At 41.3% G+C, this 14,632-nt stretch carries 10 protein-coding genes; 8 read left to right on the top strand and 2 right to left on the bottom strand.

Annotated features, from left to right (window positions below):
• Nucleotides 1-17: 17 nt before the first annotated feature.
• Nucleotides 18-3,623, top strand: a complete 3,606-nt coding sequence (gene nifJ, locus HGJ18_RS07550) for a pyruvate:ferredoxin (flavodoxin) oxidoreductase (RefSeq protein WP_253695384.1) — start codon at nt 18-20, stop codon at nt 3,621-3,623.
• A 162-nt stretch (nt 3,624-3,785) separates the two neighbouring features.
• On the opposite strand, the gene HGJ18_RS07545 is transcribed toward nifJ, so the two are convergent.
• Complete coding sequence (locus HGJ18_RS07545) at nt 3,786-4,496, bottom strand: RluA family pseudouridine synthase (RefSeq protein ID WP_253695383.1); 711 nt, start codon at nt 4,494-4,496, stop codon at nt 3,786-3,788.
• Nucleotides 4,497-4,634: 138 nt separating this feature from the next.
• On the opposite strand from HGJ18_RS07545, the gene HGJ18_RS07540 reads away from it, so the two are divergent.
• Together HGJ18_RS07540 and HGJ18_RS07535 are read left to right on the top strand one after the other, a co-directional pair.
• Nucleotides 4,635-5,822 carry a glycine C-acetyltransferase gene (locus HGJ18_RS07540; RefSeq protein WP_010697822.1) on the top strand — a complete coding sequence of 396 codons (1,188 nt, stop codon included), beginning with the start codon at nt 4,635-4,637 and terminating at the stop codon, nt 5,820-5,822.
• Between the two features lie 124 nt (nt 5,823-5,946).
• Nucleotides 5,947-6,453, top strand: a complete 507-nt coding sequence (locus tag HGJ18_RS07535) for a deoxycytidylate deaminase (RefSeq protein ID WP_253695382.1) — start codon at nt 5,947-5,949, stop codon at nt 6,451-6,453.
• Between the two features lie 33 nt (nt 6,454-6,486).
• Here the strand turns inward: HGJ18_RS07535 and HGJ18_RS07530 are convergent, their stop codons facing one another.
• Entirely contained in the window at nt 6,487-7,905 is a 1,419-nt protein-coding gene (locus HGJ18_RS07530) for a PALP domain-containing protein (protein WP_253695381.1), read from the bottom strand.
• Nucleotides 7,906-8,051: 146 nt separating this feature from the next.
• Here HGJ18_RS07530 and HGJ18_RS07525 point away from each other — a divergent pair, with 146 nt between their 5' ends.
• From HGJ18_RS07525 to HGJ18_RS07505, 5 genes are all read left to right on the top strand, one after another.
• Nucleotides 8,052-9,383, top strand: a complete 1,332-nt coding sequence (locus tag HGJ18_RS07525) for a thymidine phosphorylase (RefSeq protein WP_253695380.1) — start codon at nt 8,052-8,054, stop codon at nt 9,381-9,383.
• Between the two features lie 26 nt (nt 9,384-9,409).
• The gene (recJ, locus tag HGJ18_RS07520; protein ID WP_253695379.1) at nt 9,410-11,533 is read left to right on the top strand and encodes a single-stranded-DNA-specific exonuclease RecJ; all 2,124 of its coding nucleotides are present in this window, start codon (nt 9,410-9,412) and stop codon (nt 11,531-11,533) included.
• Nucleotides 11,534-11,554: 21 nt separating this feature from the next.
• Entirely contained in the window at nt 11,555-12,505 is a 951-nt protein-coding gene (locus tag HGJ18_RS07515) for a M23 family metallopeptidase (protein ID WP_253695378.1), read from the top strand.
• Nucleotides 12,506-12,581: 76 nt separating this feature from the next.
• Nucleotides 12,582-14,129, top strand: coding sequence for a BAR domain-containing protein (locus tag HGJ18_RS07510; RefSeq protein WP_253695377.1), 1,548 nt, complete (start codon nt 12,582-12,584; stop codon nt 14,127-14,129).
• Nucleotides 14,119-14,556: a ParB N-terminal domain-containing protein gene (locus HGJ18_RS07505; protein ID WP_495573976.1), complete on the top strand. Its 438-nt coding sequence runs from the start codon at nt 14,119-14,121 to the stop codon at nt 14,554-14,556. Before HGJ18_RS07510 ends, HGJ18_RS07505 begins: the two co-directional genes overlap by 11 nt.
• Nucleotides 14,557-14,632 lie beyond the last annotated feature (76 nt).

Genomic DNA, 14,632 nt, shown 5'->3' with positions numbered 1-14,632 from the left:
TTACGGAGAAAAAGAGTATGCAAAAGAAAACTCAAACAATGACAGGTAATAATGCGGCTTCTTATGTGGCCTATGCCTTTACCGATGTAGCCGCCATTTATCCGATTACGCCATCTTCAGATATGGCCGAGCTGGTTGACTCATGGGCAGCCAACGGAAGAAAAAACATTTTCGGTCAAACCGTCCTTGTTTCGGAACTGGAATCCGAGGCGGGAGCTGCAGGTTCAATGCACGGAGCCCTTTCTGCCGGAGCCTTAGCTTCAAGCTTTACGGCCAGTCAGGGGCTTTTACTTATGATACCCAACATGTACAAGATGTCCGGTGAGCTTTTACCGGGTGTTTTACATGTGTCGGCGAGAGCTCTTTCGGCTCATGCCCTTTCTATTTTCGGCGATCATCAGGACGTTATGGCTTGCCGCCAAACGGGTTTCGGTATGCTCGCCTCAGGTTCGGTACAGGAAATTATCGACCTAGGCGGTATTGCCCACCTTGCAGCGATAAAGGGCCGAGTCCCCTTCCTTCACTTCTTTGACGGCTTTAGAACCAGCCATGAACTTCAAAATGTCGAGCTCATCGACTATGACGACTTTGCAAAGATGCTTGATTGGAAGGCCTTAAACGATTGGCGCACCACGGCAATGAATCCGGAGCATCCCTTTACCAAAGGAACAGCCCAAAACCCGGATGTTTATTTTCAGGCGGCAGAAGCCTCCAATAAATTCTATACCGATGTTGTAGAAATAGTTGCCGATTATATGAAGCAGATTTCGGCCTTGACAGGAAGAACTTATAGGCCATTCGACTATCATGGAGCTCCCGATGCCGAACGCGTAATTATAGCCATGGGTTCTATAACCGAGACGGCCGAAGAAACCGTTGACTATCTTGTTTCCAAGGGAGAAAAGGTGGGTCTTATAAAGGTAAGGCTTTACCGTCCATTCTCGCCCAAATACCTTTTTGATGTAATGCCCAAGACGGTTAAAAAGATTGCTGTTCTTGACCGGACAAAAGAGAAGGGCGCTCTTTACGAACCCCTCCATTTGGATATACTGGGTGCATACATTGATGTGCCCAATAAACCTCTGATAGTGGGCGGAAGATACGGGCTTGCTTCAAAGGATACGACTCCCTCAATGGTAAAATCGGTATTTGACAACCTTAAAGCCGATGCTCCCAAAAACAATTTTACCGTAGGAATCGAAGACGATATAACAAATTTGAGTCTCCCCGTTTTGGAAGAAATTAAGACCGAACCCGCGGGAACAATCAGATGTAAATTCTGGGGTTTCGGCTCTGACGGAACCGTCGGAGCAAATAAGAGTGCTATCAAGATTATCGGCGACAGTACGGGTATGTATGCCCAAGCCTATTTTGCTTATGACAGTAAAAAATCGGGAGGCGTAACCATTTCTCACCTCCGCTTCGGAAAGCAGCCGATAAAATCCACATACCTTATAAGCGATGCCGACTTTATTTCCTGTTCAAAGCAGTCCTATGTTCATCAATATGATTTATTGAAGGGCTTAAAAAAAGGCGGAACATTCCTGCTTAACTGCCTCTGGTCTGATGAAGAATTGGAAGCCAACCTTCCGGGAGAAATGAAGCGTTTTATTGCAAAAAATGAGATAAAATTTTATACAATAAATGCTACGGGTATTGCTCAGGAAATTGGTCTCGGCGGAAGAATCAATATGATTATGCAGTCTGCCTTCTTTAAACTTGCAGAAATTATTCCCATTGAAGAAGCTGTTGAAAGTTTAAAAAAATCCATAGTCAGAGATTACGGTAAAAAAGGTGAAGACATAGTAAATATGAACTATGCCGCAGTTGAAAAGGGCGTAAGTTCTCTTCACAAGGTTGCCGTTCCTGCCGCTTGGGCAAATGCGGAGGATTCACAGATTTGCAATTCTCATCTTCCGCCCTATGTACGCAATGTACTTATTCCTATCAACAGGCAGGAAGGCGATGCTCTAAAGGTGAGCACCTTTAAAGGTGTTGAAGACGGCCGAATGCCTAACTGTACCAGCCGATACGAAAAGCGGGGTGTTGCAGTTGAAGTTCCGCATTGGATAAAGGAAAATTGTATTCAGTGTAATCAGTGTTCTTTTGTATGTCCTCATGCTACAATCCGCCCCTTCCTTCTTGATGAAAAAGAAAGGGCCGCTAAACCTGAAGGCTTTGAAACTATAAAGGCCAACGGAAAAGGCCTTGAAGGGCTTGAGTACAGGATGCAGGTTTCGGTTATGGATTGTACGGGCTGTTCAAACTGTGCAAATATTTGTCCTGCAAAGAATAAGGCCCTCGTTATGAAGCCCTTGGCCGAAGAAGAAGCTCAAAGCAAAAACTGGGATTATGCAGTTGACAATGTTTCTACAAAGCACGGTCTTATGGATCAGTTCTCCGTTAAAGGAAGCCAGTTTAAACAGCCTCTCTTGGAATTCCACGGAGCTTGTGCAGGCTGCGGTGAAACTGCCTATGCAACCCTTGTTACCCGTCTTTTCGGAGACCGCATGATGATAGCAAACGCTTCCGGTTGTTCTTCAATATGGGGCGGCTCTTATCCCACTGCCGGCTTTACCTATAACGAAAAAGGAAAGGGCCCGACTTGGGCAAGCTCCCTTTTTGAGGACAATGCAAACTACGGCTACGGAATGGCCCTAGGCACCCGTAAGTTGAGAGAACAGGCCGAAGACTATATGAAGAAATTTATTGAGCTCAATATCGGAACCGATTTTACTCCTCTTTTTAAAGAATGGATTGAAAACAAAAAAGATGTTGAAGCCAATACCTTAACCTGCGATAAGATTAAGGCTCTCTTTGATGCTCATCAGCCGCCTAGAAATACGGCTGTAAAGAATACCGAGACCGCCGATTATCTTCCGGTTCCCGAAAGCCATACCTTCAAATATGATACGGGAAATATTGAAGCCGACAGGCTCTTGGAATATATCTACAAGCTGAAGGACTTTATCGTCAAAAAGAGTGTCTGGTCCTTCGGAGGAGACGGATGGGCTTACGACATCGGTTACGGCGGTCTTGACCACACCATGGCATCGGGCGAAGACTTTAATATCCTCGTATTCGATACGGAAGTTTACTCCAATACCGGAGGTCAGTCCTCAAAGTCGACGCCTACGGCAGCTGTTGCTAAATTTGCGGCAGGCGGAAAGCGAATCCGTAAAAAGGATTTGGGTGCAATGCTTATGACCTACGGCTATGTCTATGTAGCTCAGGTTGCCATAGGCTCCAATATGAGCCAATTTGTAAAGGCTGTAAAAGAAGCCGAAAGCTATGACGGACCTTCAATCGTTATCTGTTATGCTCCCTGTATCAACCACGGACTCCGCTCAGGAATGAGCAGAAGTGTCGAGCAGGAGAAAAAGGCTGTTGAAGCAGGCTATTGGCACCTATACCGCTTTGATCCCCGCTTAAAAGCCGAAGGCAAAAATCCCTTCCAGCTTGACAGCAAGGAGCCGAGCGCTTCATTCCAAGATTTTATCAACTCCGAAGTCCGCTACACCTCGCTTAAAAAGACCTTCCCCGATGTTGCGGAAGTCTTATTTAAGCATGCCGAGGAAGATGCTAAGGAGAGGTATAATCGGTATAAGCGTTTGGCTGAGTAATTAATTTTTAAATATGTGGGCGATTACGTTGTCGCTCGAATAAAAATTAATCCTCGACGTGCAAAAAGCACGCCTCCGGTTAATTTTTATCGGCTCCTAGTACTCGCCTCACCTATTTAAAAATTGGTCTACAGTTGTTTTCGGTGTGATTGTTACTCTAATTTACTCTTCAAGCTCTTTTGCTTTTAAGCAGGCTTCGATGCAGGCTGACCATAGAGTGTCCGGAGAGGGGGGAAGGGCGGAAATTTCTATTTGCTTTTTTGTTTGAGGATGTTCGAATTTTAGGGAGTGGGCGTGGAGCCTGATCCCGCCGGATTTTTCGGTGCGCTCAAAACCGTATTTGATGTCTCCCTTTATGGGCATCCCCAAATGAGAAAGTTGAATACGAATTTGATGGGTGCGGCCTGTTTCGGGGAATATGCGTAAAAAATTATAGTTATCGCCAATCCCTGAAAGCTGCCAATAGAGAGATGCTTTTTTCCCTTTTTGCCTTGATTCCGTTACAAAAGCTTTTTGCAGCTTGGTATTGAATTCAAGATAGTTTTCGCAAAATTCTTTTTTATAAAGAACGGGAGCTGTGCCGCTTATTTTCGAATCGGCCGCCGAGTTTAATTCTTCTATTTTTTTACAGATTGCCCAATATTCTTTTTCTACCTTTTTTTCTTTAAAAAGATTATTTAGTTTTGTGTGTATTGCAGGAGAAAAAGCTATGAGAACTAAACCGCTTACAGGCTTATCCAATCGGTTGACTGCCTCGGCATATTTTTTTTCGCTAAAGGCCTTTTTAAAAAAGACTTGAGAATTGTTCCCGCAGTTTTTTAAAACTACTGCAAAAAAATTGTCCTCAAATAAAATTCTTACTTCATTGTGCATTTTAAAATCCCAAGTTTTGTCGGCGGATTATACAATAATTTACGGCTCTTGACAATATCGCTAAAAAAATAAATAATATCTCAATCTTAAAGTCCACTTAATCTTTAAGAATTTTAAACATTTTATTAGGGGGAACCTATGTCGAATATCCATGATATGGAGTTTTTACAAAAAAAAGTTCAAGAATTAAAAGAGCAGGGCTTATACAAAGAGCTTGTTACTCTTGAAGGGCCGAGCGATGCCGAATGTATTATTAACGGAAAAAAGGTTATTAACCTTTCATCCAACAACTATTTAGGCTTTGCGAATCATCCGAGGCTTAAAAAGGCAGCTATTGAAGCTATCGAAAAATACGGAGCCGGAGCCGGAGCCGTACGCCCCATCATCGGTAATATGAAGATACATGATGATCTGGAAAAACTCTTAGCCGAATTTAAAAGAGAGGAAGCCGTTCTAGCTTTCCAATCGGGTTTTAACTGTAATGCAGGCGTTATTCAGGCTCTTACGGATAAGGGTGACTTAATCATTTCGGATCAGCTGAACCATGCTTCAATCATCGACGGTACCCGCCTTTCAAAGGCCGATAAGGCAGTTTTCCAGCACTCCGATATGGCCGACCTTGAAAGAGTTTTAAAAGAAAAAAGAAATAACTACAATAATGTTTTGATTATAACCGACGGCGTTTTCTCAATGGACGGAGATATTGCCAAGCTCCCCGAAATCGTTGCCCTTGCAGAAAAATATAATTGTCTTACATATGTAGACGATGCTCACTCAAGCGGTGTTTTAGGAGAAAGCGGACGCGGAACCGTAGACCACTTTAAGCTTCACGGAAGAGTTGACGTTGCAATGGGAACCCTTTCAAAGGCTATCGGTGTTGTAGGCGGTTATGTCGCAGGAAAAAAAGTAACTATCGACTGGCTTAAAAACAGGGGCCGCCCCTTCTTGTTCTCAACAGGTCTTCCTCCCGCAGCCGTAGGAGCCGCTATTGAAGCCGTTAAGATGCTCATGGAATCAACGGAATATACGGACAAGCTTTGGGCAAATGCCAAGCACTTTAAGGAGGGACTAGGAAAGCTAGGCTACAATATCGGTCACAGCGAAACGCCGATTACCCCGATTATTATCGGAGATGAAGCCAAGACCTTGGAATTCTCGAAAAAGCTTTTTGAAAACGGCTTATTCTCAGGCCCCATCGTATTCCCCACAGTTCCCAAGGGAACAGGCCGAGTCCGATGCATGGTTACTGCCGGTCACACCACAGAGCAGCTTGACAGGGCTGTAAAAATCTGTGAAAAAGTCGGAAAAGAAATGGGAATCATTTAAGGAAACCTCTAAAAACTTCAGTTTTTAGAGATGTCCTTAATCCTGTTTTTTAAGATAAAAAGCACCGATTTGAAAATATCAAACCGGTGCTTTCTTTTAATTTTGTAGATAAGGAAGGTTGTTTATGGTAGAAACAAAGAGTAGCGAAGAAAAATATAGACGCCCCTCGTGGGACGAATATTTTATGGATGTTTGCCGGGCTATTGCAAAGAGGGCAACCTGCGACCGCGGAAGATCAGGCTGTGTTATTGCACGCGATCACCAAATTCTTGTTACCGGCTATGTAGGAGCTCCTACCGGCCTTCCTCACTGCGATGATGTCGGCCACCAATTTAAAAAAGTCCAGCATGAAGACGGCTCAATTACCCAGCATTGCGTCCGCACCGTCCATGCAGAACAAAACGCTATCTGTCAGGCAGCAAAGCGGGGAATCAGCATTGACGGAGCAACCCTTTACTGCAAGATGACTCCCTGCCGAACCTGTGCTATGCTCATCATAAACTGCGGGATCGTAAGAGTCGTAGCCGAAAAACGTTATCATGATTCGGCCGATACAATCGAAATGTTTAAAAAAGCCGGTATAATCCTAGAGCATATTTCCGACTCCTTAGAAGAATACAAGGGTCAATAGAGAAAATCAGCGATTTGTTTGAAGCTTTGTTTTTTAGTGGGACAAAGCCCATTCTTTAAACATTGAGTAATCTGGCGGGATATTAACCGCTTTTAAAAGCCGATATTGTAAACTTTCAAGCCTATCCGGTAAAGACGGCGGCCTTCCGATGGCCGGTTTCATAATTTCGGGGAACTTTGCAGGATGAGAGGTTTGTAGAACTATTCCCACCATACTATTTTTGTGAATTGAAGATGCCCATGTTTCAATATTTGCATATTTTAAAGGTATGCCCGTGTCTTTATCATTTTCTGATATTTTTCTCTTTAATGAATTCAGTGCTCCATTATAGACATCCTGCCAGGCTGTCCAAGCCATAGCACCGTAAGGATCTATTATATAGCCTGTTCTTTCATTACATGTTCTTACTGAAGATATTGTTCCCATACCGTCAAGCCAATAAGGAATTATAAGTCTTCTAAGCTCTTCAACATCGTAAATTTGAAGCATTCGTTTAAAGTTGATTGTATTAGGAATATCCAGAGCCGGCGTATTGGTTTTTATTGCCGTTCTTTTTTTTAAATCTCCAACTGTGAGCCAATCCGAAAGAGCATGATTTTCATTTTCGGCCGAGATAAGACCCTTGATCGGGGTTCCCATTTTTTTTGCAATCAGGGCTGCCGTAAGGGCCGAAAAACTTCCTGACGGTATTGAAGTTATGATTGAAGGATTTTCAATTTTGTTATCGTAATCGCTGCGGTATAAGACGGTTAAGGCTGCATAGACAAAAAAAGCAACTTGAGGTAAAAGGGGCGCTATGTTTAAGGCTCCTCCTGAAACAAGTTTTAGTTTTTTCAATAAATCTTCATCTTTTATGGCCTTATCCACAAGATTTTCACAATCTTCAAAGGTTCCTTCCACACAAATAGGATATACATTTTTAGGCATTGAAGAAAGAAAGTTTTCCTGTATTTCCGTTAAGGAGTCCTTTGGGTATAAAAGAAGGGCATTAACTCTCTTCACTTGGGAAACGGCTGATGCAATGGCACAAGCTCTTTCGCCTGAGGCCGGTACAATGAGGTTAATATCTCCGTCTTCGTCTTTATTAAAGTATTCTAAAAGATAGGCTAAAAAGCCAGCTCCTATGTCCTTATAGTTACAGGTGGGCCCGTGAAAAAGCTCCAAAACATAGGTTGTCGGCGCTATCGGGTTTATTGGGAGCCTGTGAGGATAAAATTGAGCTATTATAGACATTAGATCGTCTTCAGGAATTTCATCGCCGCAAAAGTTTTTTAGAATTTCAAAGCATATATCCCTAAAAGAAGAAGGGGGATTTCGATAAATCATTGCCGGACTTATTTTTCCGAGCTCCGCAGGCATAAAAACTCCCCCCGTTTCAGAGTTAAAACCTCTTAGTACAGCTTCTTTAAAAGAGACCAGTATATTTTTATTGGCTATATCGTAAAATTTCATCCCTACTTATCCACAAGTTTTACATAGATTTTTCACATTTCGTATTCTACAATATAAATCATTCATTGTCAATTATCAAGTTCAATCAAATTTTAGACTTGACATTTATGTACTTTCATACTAATATCAACAATGAGAGGTAACACATGAGAGCAACGGATATTATTATGAAAAAACGCGGAATAAAGGGGCAGGCTATAGAGCCCTTAAACCGCAAAGAGATAGAGTTTATTGTAAATTCTTATGTAAAGGGTGAAATTCCGGAGTACCAGATTTCGGCATGGCTTATGGCAGTGTATTTTAACGGGATGACCTTTGAAGAAACGGCTATTCTTACGGATGTTATGCTTCATTCCGGGAAGGTGATGAACCTTTCAAGCCTTGAAGGCCCCTTTGTCGATAAACATTCTACCGGAGGGGTAGGGGATAAGCTCTCGCTTCCTCTTGCTCCCATTGTTGCGGCAAACGGTGTTAAGGTTCCAATGATGAGCGGCCGGGCACTTGGCCACACGGGAGGAACTCTCGATAAGCTTGAGGCAGTTACGGGCTACCGCACCAACTTGACCGAAGCCGAATTTAGGAATTTTATATCAAAAACAGGCTTTGCTATGACGGGGCAGACAAAGGAAATTGTTCCTGCAGACCGCCTTCTATATGCGATGCGGGATGTTACGGCCACAGTCGAATCCGTTCCTCTTATCACTTCAAGTATCCTTTCAAAAAAAGTTGCAGAAGGTTCCGAAGCCCTCGTTTTTGATGTAAAATGCGGAAAGGGTGCCTTTATGAAAACCTTGAGCGATGCGGAAGCCTTGGCGGTGAGCCTTGTAGGTACGGCTAAGGCGATGGGAAAAAAGGCAAGAGCTCTTATAACCAATATGAATGAACCTCTCGGCACGATGGCCGGAAACTTTTTGGAAATAGAAGAAACGATAGATATTTTAAAAGGACAAGGCCCAGCGGACAGTACTGAGCTTACCTTGCAGCTGGCCGCTCATATGCTCGTTCTGGGAGGCAAGGCTAAGACGGAAGAAGAGGGTCTTTCCCTTGCAAAAGAAGCCGTAAGCTCAGGAAAAGCCTTGGATCTTTTTATAAAAAATATAGAACTTCAGGGAGGCAATCCCAAGACCCTTATGGCAGAATATAAAACCCGCCGCAGCAAATTCTTTGAAGAACTGAAGGCAGAAAAGGACGGCTTTATCGAGAGCATTAATGCTTTTGAGGTCGGTATGGCCGGTGTAAACCTTGGAGTCGGAAGAAATAAAACCACCGATCCCGTATGCCCCGATGCCGGAGTTGAAATTTTAAAACACAAGGGCGATTCCGTAAAAAAAGGAGACCTTATAATGAGGGTCTACGGAAAGGATTCGGCTTCGGTTTCCGCTTCAATGCCCTTATTGAAAAACGCTATAGAATATTCCGATAAGGCTCCGCAAAAAGATAAGCTTATTTTTAAAATTATCAAACAAGAAGAACTTTAAATTTTAAATCCAATGCGGAGAAAAAAATGGACTGGCAAAAAAAAGAAATAGGCCCCGAACTTGTAAACGAGATAAAAAGAAAATACGGATGTGATCCTCTGACTTCGGCAATATTGGTACGCCGCGGAATTATCGAAGGGAAGGATATTTTATTCTATTTGGAAGACGATATGCGCTATCTTCACAGTCCCTTCCTATTTAAAAACATGGAAGATGCCGTAGACCGTATCCTGGATGCAAAAGAAGAAGGGGAGAAGGTTTTAATTTTCGGCGACAGGGATGTGGACGGCATTACGAGCACGACCCTTCTTTATGAAGCCTTAAAGGATATGGGGCTTGATGTGTCATGGCGTATTCCTACCGGAGATGAGAGCTACGGGCTTTCCGTGGAAGCCGTGGAAAAGCACGCTGCAAATGACGGCACTCTTATCATAACGGTGGACTGCGGTATTTCCAATTTTAAGGAAATTGAAAAAGCCAATAGTTTAGGTATCGATGTAATAGTAGTTGACCACCATACCCCTCAGGAGAACCTACCTGAGGCAGCCGTAATAATAAACTGTAAGATGCCCGATTCGGGCTATCCCCACGAAAATCTATCGGGCTGTGCTACGGCATGGAAACTTATTACCGCACTTCGTTTCGGTATGCAGCCCTTTTATAAACAGCAAGTTTCCCTTTTAAATGTAAGGCCTGTAAATGACGCTTATTCTATAGAAGCCGTAAAACTTGTAAATATGGTTCAAATCGGAAAAATTACCGAAACCATAGTTCCGGGAATGCTTTCTTTTTCGGAAACGAGGCTGGGCTCTTTTTTAAACGGTCAGCAAATATTCGTATGGAATGCTCCCTTACAAAAAAAACAGCTTAAAAATATCTTCGGAAACGGAATCGAATTTAATTTTTTTGATTTTCAGCCCGAGGTTGCAAAACAATTTCCGCAAATGGGAGATATGAGCCTTTTGCGTTTAAAGGAATTTTCGACAATCGGGAAATATTATGAGGACGCCCAGTCGGAGCTCGAAACCTTTAAAAACATCTTTATAACCTTTATTCAGCAAAAAAACAATTTTTACGGAAAAAGGGAGGCTTCCGAAATTCAGCTGGTAGCCCTTTCTACTCTTGCCGACCTCATGGAATTAACCGGAGAAAACCGCATTATAGTAAAACAAGGTTTAAAAGAAATAAACAAAAAGCCCCGTCTCGGTCTTGTGGACCTGATGGCTATGCAAAAACTTTTAGGGGCACCCATAGGCACCGAAGAGATAGCGTGGAATATCTCGCCATTGGTAAATGCCTCCGGCAGAATGGGAAGGCCCGAAACGGCTATCGAGCTTTTTCTAGCTCAAGATTCGGGTGAAAGAACGGCAAAGGCCCAAGAAATATTTCAAATGAATGAGGACAGAAGGGCTCTTGGTTCCAAGGCTTGGGAAATTGCCCTGCCTCTTGCGATTGAAAGCTTAAAGGAATATAACGAAAAGTTGGTAGTTGCCGTCAGTGCGGAATTTCATCGCGGAATTACCGGAATTCTTGCAGGAAAGTTGGCCGAATACTTTAAGCTGCCGGCCCTTGCTATCTGCCTGATGCCTGACGGCAGTGCCGTTGCCTCGATAAGGTCGGCGAGGGGCTTCCGTCTTTTGGACTTCCTTGAACCCTATAGCGAGCTTTTTTTGGACTACGGCGGACATGATTTTGCGGCAGGTTTCGGCATCGAGCAGGAAAAGCTTACGAAGTTTTTGGAAAGTTTAAAACAATTTTCCGGGTCAATGGAATTTGAAAATGATGCAGATTTCGAAACTCTTACAATTGATGCCGAGCTTCCTCATGATTATTTAAAACCCGAAATCTTAAATTTAGTCGATAAATTTGAGCCTTACGGATGTAATTCTCCGGCTTTGACCTTTATGACAAAGCGGGTAAAAATTTTAAATGCAAACATTATAGGCAAGGCCGAGCCCCTTCATTTGCGCTTTAACTTGGAGTGCGGGAAATATAAATGGAATGCTCTTTATTGGAAGGCTGCCGAAAAACTGGGAACGGAATTTAAGGTTGGGGACTATGCCGACATAGTATTCAATGTATCGAAAAACTATTTTAACGGTACGGTTACTCCTAAAATGGTTATCAAGGATTTAAAAAAAATAGATTAGCATAATTTAGGGATTATTAAAATGTTAAAAAAAAGAAGTTTTCAAGTATTATTGTTTTTTTGCTTTTTATTTGCACTCCATCCATCGGGAAAGAAGGAAGTTTCCGATATTGAACAAAACGGCAAATCGGAAAAAGCTCTATATATTATTTCGCTGGCGGAGAGCGGAGATTTGGGTTCTTTTTTTAACGTAAAATTTAAGGCTGCACGCAAAATAGAAAAAGCATGGATTACTATTTATGACACATCGGAAAAAAAAGTTCAAACTATCAATGCTTTTCCTCTTGATAAGACGGAAAAAGAATGGGCTGCAATTGCGGCTGTTGCCGTTTGGTGGAAAAGCGGCAAATGGAAAATTCGGACTCATCTTATAATTGACGGAGCTTTATTTGAAGAAGATAGGGATTTTGAAGTTTTAGAAAGAGAATTTGAAGAGTATGTAATGAAATTGAGCAAAAAAAATTCACAAATTTTAAGAGATAAAAGTCCTAAAAAAACCGAACAACGAAACAGGTTTGCAGAAGTTTTAAAGGTGCAAAACCTTGAAAGCCTTTATTTTAAGGGTCCCTTTGCAATGCCTTTTGATGCAAAAAGAATAAGCTCAACTTTTGCCGAAAAGCGCACTTCAAAATACCCTGACGGAAAAACCTCGGTGAGCCGCCACTGGGGAATCGATTATCCTTCTCCAATAGGAACGCCGATCTTTGCTCCCGGAACGGGAAAAGTTGTGCTTGCCGAAAACAGGATAGTAACGGGCTGGACTCTCGTAATAGAACATGCTCCTGCTGTGTACACCATTTATTATCATCTAAATAAGATTCACGTAAAAGAAGGTTCTTTGGTAAAACAAGGAGAAAAAATTGCAGATATAGGAACAACAGGTTTTTCGACAGGCCCCCACCTTCATTGGGAGCTGCGTATAAATGAAATTCCTGCAGATCCCGAACTTCTTTTAAAAAAAGAATTATTTTAGGGTTTTATGGTTATATAGCTACATAGTATTGACAAAGAAGCTCTATTCCTTTATACTGTTTCTTGTGAGGTACTATATGAAAAATTTTAAATCTTTTATTTTATTCACCCTTATAGGCGTCATTGCCGGATTTCTTATTTCTTGCGGAAATAAGGATGAAAAAAATATTATCGCCTTAAAAAAAGCATCGAGGGAAAAGGCCGCAAAATCTATTACGGAATTTTCAAACGAATATTTTATGGACGGAGATATAGAAAAAAACGGTTCGATTACATTTGATGCAAGAATTAAGGAGTTTAAAAATACTATTAAGAGCAGCAAAGCTGATAAGAATCCTTTGAATACGGCAGCTATTGATAATCTTATAAAAAACAACATTGGTTTGAATTTTACTTTTATCAATGACCAAAAAGAAAAAGCCCTTTTTTATTCTTACGGTATTAAGGGGCCTGCTTCCGGAATGTCCGATCTTCCTATTTTTATCATGAAATTCGGCGATAAAAATATTGAAGCTGCCAGTCCTTTTTTAAAGGAAACTACATTTTATCTGCCGTCAAACGGTATAGGTAAATTTTTAGCCTTGATTTTCCCTAAAGATTTCCTTTCATTTTTTAATATGGATTTTTCCTATAATGAAATGAAAAATATGATGACGATGCAGCTTGACAGGCATTCCCAAAAAAGATATTTAAATGCCGAAAAAGCTCTTTATGAAAAAGCCGATATAAAAAAGACCGGTTCGGGATATGAAATTACTTTTAACAATGAACAGCTAAAACAAATCCCTTCTCTTATTTGGTATGCCTTGAAGAATGATAACCGTCTAAAACTAATGTTGAGCATGTATGAAGATACTCTTACAAAAGAAATAATGGATAAGTTTTCAGAAAATATTTCACCTGAAAAAATAACTATCCCTGAGGGCTTCCGTATTACCGAAGAAATAATCGTAAAAGACGGATTAATTTCAAAAGATGAGTTTACAGTTTTTGTAGCAGATAAGCCTTGGCTTAAATTAAGCTACGAAATTGAAGACTATAATTATGTTTTAAATAATTTAATTGCAAGTATAGAACTTTTTAGTGATGTAGATTCTTCTTCCCATACTGTCACATTTACAAGCATGGGGGAATCAAACGAAAATAAAGCCGATTTTATGATAAATATGTGGCTTACTGCTAATGATTCGATGAGTGAAGATTTGACACTCGGAGCTCTAAATTATTCTATACTGATAGATAAAACAAAGCAGTCGGATAATTTTAAGGCTTCAATGAATTTTGCTTTCCCAAAAATGGTTCCCGTATATTCGGATGACGGCTATGACGGTAATAGGATGGAAATAATGGAAATGAATCTTTCCGGCAGCTTTAATAAGAAGAGTCCGGATACTGTGGAATTTGGTATTGATAAAATAAGCTTAAATTCTTCTAAAGAAATGGGCGGAGGAAGGCTTGACGTTGAACTTGACTCAAAAATGGTTATCACTAACAAGATTATAAAGAAGATAGAAATGCCTAAAGACAGGGTGAATGTGCTTGAAATGAGCTCCGAGGACTGGACAAAAACCAAAGATGAGTTTATGATGCAGTTGGAAAATCTGTCAAAGGAGTATGGAAAATAAATCCTTTGATTATGGAGGAGAGCTTATGCAGATTCCTATAGAGGATATAAAGATAAGGCAAAGAGCCAGAAAAGAATTTATAGAAATTGAAGAGCTGGCAGAAAGTCTAAACCGTGTAGGGCTTTTAAATCCGATTATTGTAGATCAAAATAAGGTTCTTATTGCCGGTCAGCGAAGATTGGAAGCGGCAAAAAAACTGGGCTGGAAAACCATAGAAGCCAGAGTTCTTTCCGTAGAGGAGGAAAGCCTCGCTCTCGATATAGAGATTGAAGAAAATGTGCAAAGGCAGCAGTTTTCGAATGAGGAGCTTTTAAATGCTTTTACGCGTCTTAATCGCTTAAAAAATCCGGGATTTTTTGTTAGGGTTTGGCGTTCAATAAAAGCCTTTTTTAAGCGTCTTTTCGGCAAAAAGAAGAAATCGGCTTAAGTTTAATTTTTACAGGAAAACGTTTTTTTAAAACATCAAGCCCGTTTTATCAAAATCAACGTAAAAAAAGCCTCCT

The organism is Treponema denticola, from assembly GCF_024181405.1.
Lineage (GTDB): Bacteria > Spirochaetota > Spirochaetia > Treponematales > Treponemataceae > Treponema_B > Treponema_B denticola_D.
Note: the sequence above shows the minus strand (reverse complement) of the source record. Positions and strands in the feature narration are given on the sequence as shown.

Bases quoted from the DNA above. Each gene is read 5' to 3' on its own strand.
- nifJ (WP_253695384.1), top strand. From the start codon at position 18: ATGCAAAAGAAAACTCAAACAATGACAGGTAATAATGCGGCTTCTTAT.
- HGJ18_RS07545 (WP_253695383.1), bottom strand. From the start codon at position 4,496: ATGCACAATGAAGTAAGAATTTTATTTGAGGACAATTTTTTTGCAGTA.
- HGJ18_RS07540 (WP_010697822.1), top strand. From the start codon at position 4,635: ATGTCGAATATCCATGATATGGAGTTTTTACAAAAAAAAGTTCAAGAA.
- HGJ18_RS07535 (WP_253695382.1), top strand. From the start codon at position 5,947: ATGGTAGAAACAAAGAGTAGCGAAGAAAAATATAGACGCCCCTCGTGG.
- HGJ18_RS07530 (WP_253695381.1), bottom strand. From the start codon at position 7,905: ATGAAATTTTACGATATAGCCAATAAAAATATACTGGTCTCTTTTAAA.
- HGJ18_RS07525 (WP_253695380.1), top strand. From the start codon at position 8,052: ATGAGAGCAACGGATATTATTATGAAAAAACGCGGAATAAAGGGGCAG.
- recJ (WP_253695379.1), top strand. From the start codon at position 9,410: ATGGACTGGCAAAAAAAAGAAATAGGCCCCGAACTTGTAAACGAGATA.
- HGJ18_RS07515 (WP_253695378.1), top strand. From the start codon at position 11,555: ATGTTAAAAAAAAGAAGTTTTCAAGTATTATTGTTTTTTTGCTTTTTA.
- HGJ18_RS07510 (WP_253695377.1), top strand. From the start codon at position 12,582: ATGAAAAATTTTAAATCTTTTATTTTATTCACCCTTATAGGCGTCATT.
- HGJ18_RS07505 (WP_495573976.1), top strand. From the start codon at position 14,119: ATGGAAAATAAATCCTTTGATTATGGAGGAGAGCTTATGCAGATTCCT.